This window comes from Amycolatopsis coloradensis, assembly GCF_037997115.1.
Taxonomy (GTDB): domain Bacteria; phylum Actinomycetota; class Actinomycetes; order Mycobacteriales; family Pseudonocardiaceae; genus Amycolatopsis; species Amycolatopsis coloradensis_A.
Genome location: NZ_CP150484.1, coordinates 8261280 through 8274320, shown reverse-complemented (window position 1 = coordinate 8274320; position 13041 = coordinate 8261280). Strand labels below are relative to the sequence as shown.

General features: G+C 67.5%; 12 protein-coding genes and 5 pseudogenes. 5 read left to right on the top strand and 12 right to left on the bottom strand.

Going from position 1 to position 13041, the window contains the following annotated elements; genetic code table 11:
• Positions 1–81: 81 nt before the first annotated feature.
• Positions 82–381, top strand: coding sequence for a DUF3017 domain-containing protein (locus LCL61_RS38680; protein ID WP_034304513.1), 300 nt, complete (start codon positions 82–84; stop codon positions 379–381).
• A 505-nt stretch (positions 382–886) separates the two neighbouring features.
• Here LCL61_RS38680 and LCL61_RS38675 read toward each other — a convergent pair.
• The 6 genes and pseudogenes from LCL61_RS38675 to LCL61_RS38655 all read right to left on the bottom strand — a co-directional run bounded on the left by LCL61_RS38675 (position 887) and on the right by LCL61_RS38655 (position 5705).
• A complete protein-coding gene (locus tag LCL61_RS38675) occupies positions 887–1723 on the bottom strand; it encodes an NAD(P)H-binding protein (RefSeq protein WP_340684318.1) in 837 nt (278 codons plus the stop codon).
• Positions 1724–1734: 11 nt separating this feature from the next.
• Positions 1735–3093, bottom strand: a complete 1359-nt coding sequence (locus LCL61_RS38670; protein ID WP_340684317.1) for an MFS transporter — start codon at positions 3091–3093, stop codon at positions 1735–1737.
• A 246-nt stretch (positions 3094–3339) separates the two neighbouring features.
• Positions 3340–3879 carry a GtrA family protein gene (locus LCL61_RS38665; RefSeq protein WP_340684316.1) on the bottom strand — a complete coding sequence of 180 codons (540 nt, stop codon included), beginning with the start codon at positions 3877–3879 and terminating at the stop codon, positions 3340–3342.
• A gap of 121 nt (positions 3880–4000) precedes the next feature.
• Positions 4001–5056, bottom strand: a pseudogene (locus tag LCL61_RS38660) (M28 family metallopeptidase); the annotation flags it as partial.
• A 7-nt stretch (positions 5057–5063) separates the two neighbouring features.
• Positions 5064–5243 (bottom strand): annotated as a pseudogene (locus LCL61_RS42775) (hypothetical protein); the annotation flags it as partial.
• A gap of 51 nt (positions 5244–5294) precedes the next feature.
• Positions 5295–5705: a proprotein convertase P-domain-containing protein gene (locus LCL61_RS38655; protein WP_425341964.1), complete on the bottom strand. Its 411-nt coding sequence runs from the start codon at positions 5703–5705 to the stop codon at positions 5295–5297.
• Between the two features lie 76 nt (positions 5706–5781).
• Between LCL61_RS38655 and LCL61_RS38650 the strand changes: the two are divergent.
• Positions 5782–6084, top strand: a pseudogene (locus LCL61_RS38650) (LOG family protein); the annotation flags it as partial.
• The gene (locus LCL61_RS38645) at positions 6084–6662 is read left to right on the top strand and encodes a TIGR00730 family Rossman fold protein (protein ID WP_125680437.1); all 579 of its coding nucleotides are present in this window, start codon (positions 6084–6086) and stop codon (positions 6660–6662) included. The pseudogene LCL61_RS38650 and the gene LCL61_RS38645, both read left to right, overlap by 1 nt.
• 273 nt (positions 6663–6935) lie before the next feature.
• Here the strand turns inward: LCL61_RS38645 and LCL61_RS38640 are convergent, their stop codons facing one another.
• On the bottom strand, positions 6936–7409 hold the full coding sequence (locus LCL61_RS38640; protein ID WP_340684315.1) for an NUDIX hydrolase: 474 nt from the start codon (positions 7407–7409) through the stop codon (positions 6936–6938).
• 59 nt (positions 7410–7468) lie between these two features.
• Between LCL61_RS38640 and LCL61_RS38635 the strand changes: the two are divergent.
• Positions 7469–8395, top strand: a pseudogene (locus tag LCL61_RS38635) (potassium channel family protein); the annotation flags it as partial.
• 126 nt (positions 8396–8521) lie between these two features.
• Positions 8522–8929, top strand: a complete 408-nt coding sequence (locus LCL61_RS38630; RefSeq protein ID WP_340688786.1) for a hypothetical protein — start codon at positions 8522–8524, stop codon at positions 8927–8929.
• 357 nt (positions 8930–9286) lie between these two features.
• Here the strand turns inward: LCL61_RS38630 and LCL61_RS38625 are convergent, their stop codons facing one another.
• The 5 genes and pseudogenes from LCL61_RS38625 to LCL61_RS38605 form a co-directional block, all read right to left on the bottom strand.
• A complete protein-coding gene (locus LCL61_RS38625) occupies positions 9287–10570 on the bottom strand; it encodes an MFS transporter (RefSeq protein WP_340684314.1) in 1284 nt (427 codons plus the stop codon).
• Between the two features lie 187 nt (positions 10571–10757).
• A pseudogene (locus LCL61_RS42770) lies at positions 10758–11180 on the bottom strand (MFS transporter); the annotation flags it as partial.
• Between the two features lie 61 nt (positions 11181–11241).
• A complete protein-coding gene (locus tag LCL61_RS38615; protein ID WP_340684312.1) occupies positions 11242–11766 on the bottom strand; it encodes an SRPBCC family protein in 525 nt (174 codons plus the stop codon).
• Positions 11763–12104, bottom strand: coding sequence for a metalloregulator ArsR/SmtB family transcription factor (locus LCL61_RS38610; protein ID WP_340684311.1), 342 nt, complete (start codon positions 12102–12104; stop codon positions 11763–11765). Before LCL61_RS38610 ends, LCL61_RS38615 begins: the two co-directional genes overlap by 4 nt.
• 191 nt (positions 12105–12295) lie before the next feature.
• Positions 12296–13024, bottom strand: coding sequence for a DUF4191 domain-containing protein (locus LCL61_RS38605; protein ID WP_340684310.1), 729 nt, complete (start codon positions 13022–13024; stop codon positions 12296–12298).
• Positions 13025–13041 lie beyond the last annotated feature (17 nt).

The window sequence follows — 13041 nt, the reverse complement described above, 5'->3', positions numbered from 1 at the left end:
CTGACCTGGTGCCGGGTCACTCACCCGGGATACTGACCGAGTGAACCGAATCGCCGACGCGACCCTGAAGGACGAGGACTGATGGCGGTGGCCGGACAACGGCGTGACCGTGGGGCACTGCTCCATCACCTGCCGTTCCTGCTGGTGATGCTGGTGGTGGCGGTCGCCGCCCTCCGGATCGGCCAGTACCACTGGCGGCAGGGGGCCGCGCTGATCGGCGGAGCGTTGCTGCTCGCCGGCCTGCTCCGGGCGGTACTGCCCGAGGCGAAGGCCGGACTGCTGGCGATCCGGGGCAAGCCGGTCGACGTCCTGACCTACGGCGCGCTTTCCGTCTTGATCCTGTTCATCGCCTTCACGATCACCGGCGGACCTCTGTCCTGATGCGCGTGAAGGCCCCCTTCCCTCGACTGAGCCGAGGGAAGCGACGTGCCACCACTGGTCCCACAGGCCGTACAGCAGGAACATCGCCGCGCCCGTACCGGTCACCAGGTAGCCGGCCGGTGCGGCGAAGACCTTGCCGAAGACATNCCGCACAAACGCCCGGATCGAGCACAGTCGCCCCGAAAGTGGCCCCCGTGGACAGTCGAGAAGGCGCCCGGCCACTGTGACGAGCCCCATCCGGCACCCACTTGACCAGCGGATAGCCGAGGGGGCCTTCACGGCATGTCACGTCATCCCAACGGCACCAGATGCCTCAGTAACCCCACGGGCCAGGACGGCTGTGGGCGAAGGCCCCCTTTGCCTCGGCTGAGCCGAGGAAACACGCCCTTCACGGCATGCCCAAGTACACGAAGCCCCCATACTTGCGCCTAGGTACAGGATGGGGGCTTCATGTACTCACAGGGAGCCAGGCGGTAGCAAAGGTCCCTTGCTCCCTTTCCGCAGGTCAGGCGAAGGCGGCGGCGTGCTCCCGAGCCCAGTCCGCGAACGTCAGCGGCGCCCGCCCGAGCAGGTCGCGGACAGTGCCGAACACGATCTCCTCGTTCCCGGCCGACTGCCGCTTGAGCTCGAAGATCCCGTCGACCGCCGAAGCGGGCCAGCCGTACCCGAGCATCCTGGCTCGCGAAGCGGCTTCGGGCTCTTCGACGTACGTCAGCGGCCGCCCGAGCGCGTCGCCGAGGATCTCGACCTGCCGCCGCGTCGTGAGCGCTTCGCCGCCGGTGATCGGGTACGTCCTGCCCGCGTGCCCGTCGGTGGTCAGCACGGTCGCGGCGACTTCGGCGATGTCGCGGACATGCACCAGCGCGGACGCCGGATCGCCTTCGGGGACGCGGACGACCCCGTCGCCGCGCACGGCGTGCAGCCAGGCGAACCGGTTGTCCATGAACGTGCCGGGACGCAGGATCGTCCAGTCCGGCCCGGCTTCGCGCACGGCCCGTTCGGCCTCGGCGTGCACGAGGGAGATGGGGTCGGTCTGTCCGAAGTGGACGCCGGTCGTGGAGAGTTTGACGATGTGCGAGACGCCGGTGGCGGCCTTGAGTACGGCCCGCTCCTGGGCGAGGGGGTCCGAGCCGTGCCCGGAGGTCAGGACGAACACGCGGTCGACGCCGTCGAGCAGCGCGGGATCGAAGGCGTCGAGATCACCGGCGGCGACCTCGGCACGCGGATCGATACGGGCGCGGGCGGGGTCGCGCGTCAGCGCACGCACGCGAGCGTCCCTGTCCAGCAGCGCGGGGACGAGTTCACGGCCGATTTTGCCGGTGGAACCGAGAACGAGGATCATCGAAGGACTCCTTAGTGGTTGCGCCGCAGCGAAACGCGCGGCAGGAAGAGGGAAGCGGCGAGGCCGACGGCCAAAGCGGGGACCATCGCCCAGAACACGCCGTTGAGTGCGGAGGAGTAGCCGGCGGGACTGTCCTCGGCGAAGGCGTTCGTGAACACCGCGCCGAAAACGGTCAGCCCGGCCGTGGTACCGAGGGAACGCAGGAAACCGACGGTCGCCGAAACCGCGCCGAGATCGGTCCTGGCGACGTTCTGCTGGGCCGCCATGGAAAGCACCTGCATGTTGAGCCCGGCCGCCGCGCCGAACACGACGAGATGGGCGACGACGATCGGCAACGGTGTCGTCTCGTCCATGGTGGACATCGCGAACGCGGCGGCGAGGCCGAGGGTCATGCTGAGGATCGGTGCCCAGCGGTAAGTGCCGGTCTTGGCGATGACCCGGCCAGCGACCATCGACGACGCGGCGACCGCGAGGGTCATGGGCAGCAGCAGGAGTCCGGCTTCCGCGGGCCCGGCGTCGCCCGCGGTCTGCAGGAAGAGCGCCAAGTAGTTGACCGAACCCAGGAAGACGAACCCGGCGGCGGCACTGGCCAGCACGCTGAGGCCGAACATCCGGGAGCGGAAGAGCCGGAGCGGGATGACCGGCTCGGCCGCTCGGCGTTCGATGAGCAGAAAGGCGACGAGCAGCACCGCGCCGATCGAGCCCGACAGTGGCGTCGCCAGGGTCAGGCCGACGATCGCGCCCGACAGGACGACGATGCCCGCGAAGTCGAACGGCGCGGTCGTCCGGCGTCGTTCGAGGCTCAGGTAGTTCGCGACGACGCCGAACGCGGCCAGCCCGATCGGCACGTTGAGGCCGAAGACCGACCGCCAGCCCGCGAGGTCGGTCAGGACGCCGCCGACGACAGGGCCCGCGAGCGAGGAGCCGGCGAAGCAGATCGAGAACCAGGCGAAGTAGCGGGCGCCTTCGCGTCCCGGGAACAGCTCGCCGATGATCGCGGCGACGGCGACGAACAGGCCGCCGGAGCCGATCCCCTGCAGCACGCGGGCGGCGATCAGCAGCGGCATCGTCGGGGCGAGAGCGCAGGCGAGGGAGCCGAGGACGAACAGCGCGATCGCGACGAGCACGACGCGCTTGCGGCCGAAGAGGTCACCGAGTTTTCCGTAGACGGGCGCGCTGACGCTGCCCGCCAGCAGGTAGGCGGTGGTGACCCAGGCGAACGACGCGGCGCCGCCGAGCTCACCGACCATGCGCGGCAGCGCGGTCGCGACGACTTGGGCGTCGAGCATCGCCAGGAACACGGCGGCGAAGAGCCCGACGAGGGCAAGGGTGTTTCGGGCGCGCGGCGGCGCGCCGAGAGCGGTGCTCAAGAAAGAGATCCATTCACTGGAGGAACGAGGGAACGCGAGGGACGCGGAGCAGTGCTCGAAAGCAGCCCCGGATCCCCGCCAAGACGGGAAAAGGCTCAACCGTCATCCGAACCGGATGCGGTCCTCTTCGCGCTTGGCGATCACCTCGAATTCGTCCCGCGCGACCGTACGAACCCGGCCGGCGTCATCAGTGAAGGAACGTTGACATGGATGACCCTAGGCAATCACATGTCTTTTGACAAGTACTTAGTGGAGCGGAATGACGTCCTCGTCCGGCTCGTCACTGTCCCGGCGGCGTTTGCCCAGCTCATCCGGGAAGACCCACTTCTTGAAGCCCCAGAAGCGGAAGAACATCGCCAGCAGCATGCCGATGATCGACCCGCTGGTGAAGTCCGCCAGCTCCTGGACGAACCGCGTCACGTGCGGCACTTCGAGGTCGAAGATGTAGCGCGACGTGTACAGCGGGATCAGGTTGACCACCACGGCGATGCCGCTGATCACGAAGAAGAGCGCGGCTTCGTGATGCCGTTCGCGCCCGCCGCGGGTCCGGAAGGACCACTCGCGGTTGAGGATGTAGGACACGATCGTCGCGACGATGATCGCGATGGCCTTCGCCGTGGTCGGTTTCGACTCCAGCACACTGAGTTTCAGCAGGTACCAGACGCCGTTGTCGACCAGGAACGTCGTGCCGCCCACGATCGCGAACTTCAACAGCTCACGGTGCTTGATCAGCACGGATCGGAGCGGCTCGGGCGTCCTGGAAAGGACGGATTCGACCACGGTCACCAGATCAGTCTAATTCGCGTCGCCCGCCGAACGGGCCGGCAGGGGATGGACAGCGCGATATATGGCGCTTTGGGCGATTCAGCGGCGGGTCGTGAGTGGCGATTCGGGTTAGAACACGAAGGTTGAACGTCGCGGTCGCCCCGGCGGGAAGACCGCTGGCGCTCAGCGAAACCGTCTGCGCCGCACCGGAAGTCGTCGCGGTGTTGACCGTGACGGTCGTCGACTGTCCTGCTTGGACGGTGCCGGAGGACGGGGAGAGACCGAGCGAGAAGTCGGGTCCGGTCGACGTTCCGACGGCGAGCTTCCACAGCGCGTACGCGATCGCGTCGCTGTTCTTCTCCAGCGGCGTGTCCGGGATGTTCGACAGCGTGTCGCACGCGCGGTGATAGCAGCTGTCGAACGGCCGCCCGGCGGTGCCGCCCCATTTCTGTTGCTGCGCCGCGCTCTTCGTGTACCCGGCACCGGTCGCGAGACCGCCGACCGGGATGCCCGCGCTCTTGAACGACGCGTGGTCCGAACGGCCGTCGCCCTCGGTGTCGCCCTCGGTCTGGATGCCGATCGTCCGGAAGTACTCGTCGAACACGGCCTTGACCGAAGCGACGTCGTCATAGACGAAGTAGCCCCAGTTGTCGGAGCCGATCATGTCGAAGTTCAGGTAGGTCTTGATCTTCGTGCGCTCGGTCTGCGGCAGGCTGTTGACGTAGAACTTGGAGCCGCGGAGACCGGACTCCTCGTCGGCCCACCAGCCGAAGCGGACCCGCTTCGCCATCGCCGGGTTCTCGCGGGCCAGGGTCAGCGCGACTTCGAGGATCGAGGCCGAGCCCGAGCCGTTGTCGTTGATGCCGGGGCCGGCGCTGACGCTGTCGAGGTGCGCGCCGAGCATGATGACCTGGTTGGCGTCACCCTGCGGCCATTCCGCGATGATGTTCTGGTTCGAACCCGCGCAGCTCGTGCAGGACTGCAACGTGACGTTGTAGCCCGCGTCGCGCAGCTTCTGCGCCACATAGGACACCGACGCCGGATAGCCCGGCCGTCCGGCGGCGCGGTTGCCGCCGTTCTGGTTGGCGATGGTCTGCAACGCGCTCAAGTGCGCCTTGACGTTGGCGAGCGAGATGTCCGGTGCGGCGGCGGTGGTCGCCTGCGCGGGCGCGGCGACGACACCCAGTACGGCGGCCATGCCGACGACGGCCGCTCCTATTCGCTTTCCCCCCGGCCTGCGACTTGGCGAACGCCTTGCCGAAGGAGACGTCCACGCCCATGACCTCGCCGGTGGACTTCATCTCCGGGCCGAGCAGCGAGTCGACGCCGTGGCCCTCGGGCGTGCGGAAGCGGTGGAACGGCAGGACCGCCTCCTTGACCGCGACNCCTCCTTCCCTACGCTGAAGGTAGGGAAGGAGGCCTTCACGGAACGGGAATCAAACGGTGATGGACCAGCTGTCGAGCGTGCCGGTGTCCTGCGCGTAGGCGTCGTAGACCACGAGGGTCCACGTGCCCGCCGCGACTTCGTTGGTCACGTTCACCGAGTAGTTCCGGGTGCCCAGATCGGTGCAGGGCAGGGAACCGGTGGGTTTGACCGAGTACGTGCTGCCGTCGGGGGCCTTCAGGCTGATCCGGAGGTCCTCGGAGCAGGTGTGCGTCCCGGTCACCGTCACCTTCACCGGCGAAACCGCGTTGCCGGTGGCGGTCGAGGTGATCGGGCTGTTCACCGTGCCGTAGTCGTTCAGCGCGTAGTCGGTGTCGTTGCTGTAGGTGCGCACGTCACCGCCGGTGCCGACGGTCAGCTTGTACTGAGCGGTGTGCGTGCCGCTCGCCGCGGTGCCGGTCACCGTGATGGTGCTGGTGCCGTCAGGGGTGCTCGCCGACGTCGCGATGGTGAGCGTCGAGGAGCCGCCGGACTGCACCGCGCGCAAGACCATGTTCATCAAGTACTCGCAGGCGTTCATCTGCCTGCCCGGCGGTTTCGGCACGCTCGACGAGCTGTTCGAGGCGCTCACGCTGGTGCAGACGAAGAAGGTCACGAAGTTCCCGGTCGTGCTGTTCGGCAGCAAGTACTGGGGCGGCCTGTACGACTGGATCGCCAGTTCGCTGCTCGCCGAGGGCAAGATCGGTCAGAAGGACCTCGAGCTTCTGCACGTGACCGACGACATCGAAGACGCCGTACGCGTCGTGCAGGATTCGTACAAGGCTTGGGAGGACACCCACTGATGGCGGCTCCGCGCCGGGTCTGTGTCTTCTGCGGCTCTTCGATGGGCTTCGACCCGCGGTACGCCGACGAAGCTCGCGCCCTGGGCACACTGCTGGCCTCGCGGGGCATCGGGCTGGTCTACGGCGGGGCTTCGGTCGGGACCATGGGCGTCGTCGCGGACGCCGCGCTGGCCGCGGGCGGCGAGGTGATCGGCGTGATCCCGGAGGCGCTGGGCAGCGTCGAGATCGCGCACGCCGGCCTGACCGAACTGCACGTCGTCGCCGACATGCACCAGCGGAAGGCGAAGATGGCCGCGCTGTCCGACGGCTTCCTCGCGCTGCCCGGCGGCGCGGGGACGCTGGAGGAGCTGTTCGAGGTGTGGACGTGGGCGCAGCTCGGGTTGCACGAGAAGCCGATCGGGCTGGTCGACGTCGGCGGGTACTACGCGCCGCTGCTGAAGTTCGCCGACCACATGGTGTCGGAGGGCTTCCTGTCGGCTGGGTACCGGGACATGCTCTCGATCGACTCGGACGCTTCGGTGCTCCTGGACGGCTTCGCGGACTACGTGCCTCCGCCTCGGCCTAAGTGGGCTAAGTAGGGCTTGGGGTCGCGTTGGTCGTGAGTGGCGTTTCGGGTGTGTGGAAAGAGGGACGTTGAACGTCTCTGTTTGAACCCGAAACGCCACTCACGACCAACCCGACCCGCGACCAGGGCCGAAGGTGCCGCTTCGTCGCATCAGACGCAGCGAAGGGAGCCTTCGCTGCACCTGGCAACCTCACCCAAGATCAACTTAAGCTACGTGGCATTGGGTTCTAACCCGAATCGCCACTCACGACCACGGTGTCGGCAATGTGTCGGGACGGCTAATTTTTCACCTCTTGCGCTGCTTTATCCCCGCGTCTTTTGCCGAATCGGGCACAGCGGGTGTCAAGACGGCGGTCGGCAGCACTCCCCAATCGCGGAGAGTGACGAACAGGAGTTCGGCCAAGTGGCCGCCTTCGTCGAGTTCGATCAAGGTTCCGGCGTCGATCCACCGGGCGTCGGTGGCGTCGTCCCCGGCACGGAGAGTGCCACCGGTGACCGCGCAGGCGTAATCGTGGATGTCATACGGGCCGCGGCGGACGGTGCCGACGAGTGTGCCCGGCATCACGTCGAGCCCGGTCTCTTCGCGCATCTCCCGGATGACGGCCGCTTCGTCCGTTTCGCCTGGTTCGACCCGTCCGCCGGGGACCGACCAGAGTCCACGTCCGGGTTCATTCGCGCGCCGGATCAGCAGAATCCGCCCCAACTCGTCGTGGACGATGCCGCCTACGCAGCGGACGGTGCTGTCCGAAACGGTGTTCATTCCCGAATGGTAGACGCGGGCTTCCTGACAATGGCTGTCCTGTACACGGAGAGTAGNCCGTCCTGATCGTCTACCTCGACCGGGACGGCTACCGCGACGCCAACGGCGACGGGCTCACCTTCCTCGACAGCCTCTATTACGCGACGGTGTCGCTGTCGACGACGGGGTACGGTGACATCGCACCCGCGACACCGTCCGCGCGGCTGGTGAACGTCCTGGTGATCACCCCGCTGCGGGTGCTTTTCCTCATCGTCCTGGTCGGTACCACCCTCGAAGTGCTCACCGAGCGCTCCCGCCAGGCTTTCAAGATCCAAAAGTGGAGGACGAAGGTGCGTGACCACACGGTCGTCGTCGGATTCGGCACGAAGGGCCGGTCGGCGGTCAACGCGCTGCTCGGGGACGAGAACGTCGAACCCGATCACATCGTCGTCGTGGACACCGACCAGCAGGCCCTCGAAGCGGCCACCTCACTCGGCCTGGTGACCGTGCACGGCTCGGCCACCCGCGCCGACGTGCTGCGCGTCGCCGGGGTCCAGCGGGCGCGTGCCGTCGTCGTCGCCCCGAACCGGGACGACACGGCCGTGCTGGTCACGCTGACCGCCCGTGAGCTGGCGCCGAAGTCGCATATCGTGGCGTCGGTGCGGGAGGCGGAGAACGTCCACCTGCTCAAGCAGTCGGGCGCGAACCAGGTCGTGGTGTCGAGTGAGACCGCCGGACGCCTGCTCGGCATGGCGACGTCGACGCCGCTGGTGGTCGACATGGTCGAGGACCTGCTCACCCCCGAGTCCGGTCTCGCGATCGCCGAACGCCCGGTGGAGCCGTCCGAAGAGGGCGGTTCGCCGCGGCATCTGCCGGACATCGTGCTGGGCGTCGTCCGCGACGGCGTCCTGTACCGCGTGGACGCGCCACAGGCGGACGCGATCGAGCCGGGGGACAAGCTGCTGTACATCCGGAAGGTGACCTCCGCGGAGACGATCGAGCGGTAGCGGGGGACCTTTGGTGACGCCTCCCGGGGCTTCTGTGTTTTGCCGCGAGGTTCTGGGAGCATGGCGTTCGTGCGTAAGCGATCGGACCCCGCCAGAGGGCTCAGCCCGGGGTGGAACTCCCTGGCCGTGGCGGCCGGGGCCGGCCTGCTGGTGATCTTCCTGGCGTGGTTCGCCGGGCCGGGGCTGTTCGGTATCTCGAACGAGACCAAGGGGACGACCGTGCGGGCGGAGGTCGTTCAGCCCGCGCCCTGCACGGGCGGTGGCGCGACCGAGAAGGTCAAGTTCGAATTCGGCGGCAAGCCGATGGAGGGTTCGCTCAACGGCTGCGGGCACGGCAAGGGTGAACGTCTCGAGGTCGTCGTCCCCGACGGCGCTTCGGGGGACGCGGTCCCGGTGCACGCGGCCGACGCGACGGCGGGAGCGAGCGACGCGCGGCGGCCTCTCGGGCTGGCGCTGCTGGTGTTCAGCTGCTTCGCCGGCGGGATGTACGTCTTCCTGGTGGTGCGCGGCCCGCGGGTCCCGGTGACGGCCTGATCCCTGGTTCGTGAGCGGACCGGTCACGACGGGACTGTGTGGATTTCTGGTCATCCAACGCCCCGAAATCCACACAGTCGGCGGTCCAGGCGCGGCCGTCACGACCAGCCGGACCGGGCAAGCCGGAATCGACGACGGCACCGCATCCGTCGGCGAACGGCAACCACCACCCGAAGCGCGTGAAGGCCCCTTTCCCTCGGCTCAACCGAGGGAAANTATTTCCCGGGGCTCGACTACGCGCCACCGTGCGGATGAGGGCCATGTCCTGCCACGAGGGGTCGTGAGTGGCGTTTCGGCGGCGTAGCGAAGGCCTCCTTCCCTACCGTCAGAGTAGGGAAGGAGGCCTTCACGGACCGGTCAGGAAACGTCGGCCGACTTCGCCGCCCAGGTGTTGCACTGGAACATCCGGTTCTTCTGCGCGCCGTGCTGCCACCACGAGACCGCGTGCGCGTCGGAGCCGTGGTCGCGCGGGCCGCCGTTGTGGTCGCCGCGGTCCTGGGTCTGCCAGGCGTCGCGGTACATCGCCTGGTCGACCGAGCCGCCGCGGCCCACCGTCGAACCCAGGAACGTCCCGGAAAGACACTGCGCCGAAAGTTCGTTGCGCCGCGACATCTCCAGGCCGGCCGCCGAGTCGGTGCCCGCTTCGTAGCGTGCGGTCCAATAGGCCTCCGAAATACCGGAAAGCGCCTGGATGTGGTGCGCGTACTCATGGGCGAAGACGGCCAGATAGACCCCCGGCCGGCTGCCGTACTGGGAGACCTGAAGGCCTTCGTACGGCATGTACAGCGTCTCGTTCTGCGAGCAGTAGAACGCCGCCACCGAGCCGCCGCTGGCGTCGCCGCACGGGCTCGACCAGTTCTTGCCGGACGGGTACTTCACGGTCGGGACCCGGAACGGCAGTTGCGTGTAGTTCATGACCTGCTGCCAGACACTGTCCAGGCAGGGCCGCGCGCTGTCGAAGAAGGCCGATGCCGCGTCCGGGTTGTTCGCCCAGCGCGCGAGGTTGCACGGCTGGTTCGGCAGGCCGACTTGGGAATCGAGCCACAGCCCACCAAACGCGTCTGAACGCGCGTGAAGGCCCCCTTCCCTCGGCTCAGCCGAGGGAAGGGGGCCTTCACACGAGCATCCGCCAAGAGACGAACGAGCCCGCGGCGTAGGCCACGCCGGCGAGATGACCCCGGCCCCGAGGTTCGCCGTGCCGACCCCGAGCGCGATCACCCAGTACGGCGTTCCGGGGGAGATCATTACCAGACACAGTGTCGAAACCGCGGCAAGGGCGAAAAAGGCCGTGATGAGCGCTCCGTTGCCGAACCGGCCGGAGATCCGGGAGAAGACGACGTTCGCGACCGGGAAGAAGATCGTCATCGGCAACAGCTGTAGCCCCGCTTCGAACGGGTCCGCGCCGCGCGCGTTCTGGAAGTACAGACCCAGCAGGAAGATCGTGCCGTACAAGGCGAAATTGAACAGGAAGCCGACGACGTTGGCCCCGGCGAACCGGGGATCGCGGAACAACGGCCACGGCAACAGGGGGTTCGCGGTCCGCCGCTCGCGGGCCGCGAGCAGGACGAGGGCGACCAGCGCCACCGCCGCGGTGCCGAGCACCGGCGCCGAGACCCAGCTGAACCGCGGCCCTTCGATCAACCCGAAGCTGATCGCCGCGAGGGCGACGATGCCGAGCAGATGTCCTGGTAAGCCGGGGCAGCAGCATCCCGATGATCCCGATGGGCAGGTTCACCAGGAAGATGCTCGACCGGCCGAACGCGCCGACCATCAGCCCGCCCAGTGTCGGGCCGATACCGGCGGAGGTGGCGACGATGGCCGACCACAGCCCCAGCATCCGCGTGCGCTGTCGTCGTTCGGGGAACGCGCGCACCAGCAGAGACAGGGAACTGGGCATGAACAACGCGGCGCCGATGCCCTGGGCCAGCCTCGCGGCGATCAGCCATTCGGCGTTCGGCGAGAGCGCGCAGACGAGCGAGGCGGCGAAGAACACCGCCATACCCGCTTGGTAGACGCCTTTCGCTCCGAGCCGGTTCGCCAGGCCGCCTGCCAGTAGCAGGAGTGAGGCGAAGGTCAGGATGTAGCCGTCGATGATCCAGGTCAGCTGGGTCAAGGTGCTGCCGAGGTCCGCCTGGATGGCGGCGCCCGCGACGTTGACCACGGTCGAGCGGATCGCCGACCACCCGGACCTCGCGGAGGTCACCCTCCAGTCGGTACTGGAGGCGCTCGTGGATCCGGTGCGCCGGAGCATCGTGCGGCAACTGGCCGCGGCGGGGCGCGACATCTGGTCTGCCCTTCGCGTCGGTGCCTGGTCAGGAAGCGGTGGGGACGAGCGGCTCGTCCGTCTCCAGCAGCGTCTTGAGGTCCGACAGGATCCACGGCCAGCCGCCACCGGCGTTCTCGCCCGGTCCGGCGTTGATGTCCTCCTGCGACCCGTTGACCAGGGCGGCCGTCGTCGGCGCGTCGGTGACGTCGTGGGTGACGGTCAGCCGGGTGCCCGCGGTCTTCGTCTCTTCGATCTCGTAGGTGAGCTTGGTGTACGGCTCCTTGTCGAAGGCCGAGTCCATCAGCAGTTTCCAGGTGATGACCAGCTTGCGTGGCGGATCCACCTCCAGCACCTCGCCGTCGACCAAGTCGTTGGTGAAACCCGCTTGGACGTAGTCCGGAGTCGGATGGGTGGCGTGCTTGCCGCCCGGCCGCAGGTCGAAGTCGACGAGGCCGGTGTAGCCGTACTTCTGCGACCACTCGGGCTTCGTGATCGCGTCCCAGATCTTCTCCGGGGTGGCCTTGATGTAGACGCGGTAGACCTGGGTGGCGGCGATGGTGGTTTCGGTCATGACGGCTCCTCGTTTTCGAGATCGGGGGTTTCGAGTTCGGCTTTGAGGTCGAGCAACGCGGTCACGTTGCGCTCGGTGAACTTGTCGATCCACCGGTCGTGGATCTGCCGGATCGGTACCGGGTTGAGGAAGTGCTTCTTCTCCCGGCCCTCCTTGCGCGTGACGACAAGTCCGGCTTCTTCCAGCAGTTTCAAATGCTTCATCACGCCGAACCGGCTCATGTCCACTTCGGACTCGAGATCGGTCAGCGTGCGGCCGTCACGCGTGAACAACTGGTCGAGCAGGAACCGGCGGGTCGGATCCGCCAGGGCCTTGAAAACCAGGTCGTCGTCGGGCACGTCGAAAGGATAGGTGACCAAAAGGTCACGTGTCAACCGGAACTTTCGTGAAGCGCGTGAAGGCCGCCGAGGACCACCGCGAAGAGATCGAAGAGGTCATCAAGGGCGCCGACACGTTCATCACGTGCAGGTTCTTCACGTCGAGCGCGTAACCGAGCGCGCCGGTAGCAAAGGACCCCTGATTCGTTTCGTCAGCGGCGACGGATGGTGCGCTGGACGTTGCGCATCTTCGCGCCGGCGGGCATCGGGCCCTTGGGCATGGCGGCACCGCGGTTGCCGAGTGCGGCCAGCTTCGCTTCCAGCGCGTCGACCTGGGCGGGCTTGAGGTTGCGCGGCAGCTTCATCAGGTGGCTCTGCAGCTTCTTCAGCGGCACCTGCTGGTCTTCGTTACCGATGATCACGTTGTAGATCGGTGTCTCACCGATCAGGCGGGACACACGCTTCTTCTCCTGCGCGAGCAGGGACTTCACGCGGTGGGGCGCACCCTCGGCGACGAGCACGACACCCGGACCACCGAGAACTCGGTGCACGGCGTCGAGCTGGGTGGTGGCCGCCACGGTCGGCGTCACCTTCCAGCGGCCGCGCATGTTCTCGAGCGCCCACGCCGCGGCGCCCGGCTGCCCGTCGGCCTTCGAGTACACGGTCTTTTGGACCCGCCTGCCGAAAATGATCACAGCGGCGAGCGCGCCGAGCAGGATGCCCAGCGGCAGCACGACCCAGTGGACGTCGAAGATGAACCCGATGCCGAACACGACACCGGTGATGACCAGGAGCGATCCGACCATCCAGGGGATGAGCGCCTTGTCTTCCTTACGCTGCATCTTGAAGGCCTCGAAGATCTGCCCGCGGCGAGCCTTGCTCGCGGCACGCTTCTCCTTCTTGGCCAGCTTCGCTGCTTCCTTGTCCTGCTTTCCCGCCATGTGACCAGGATACGGCC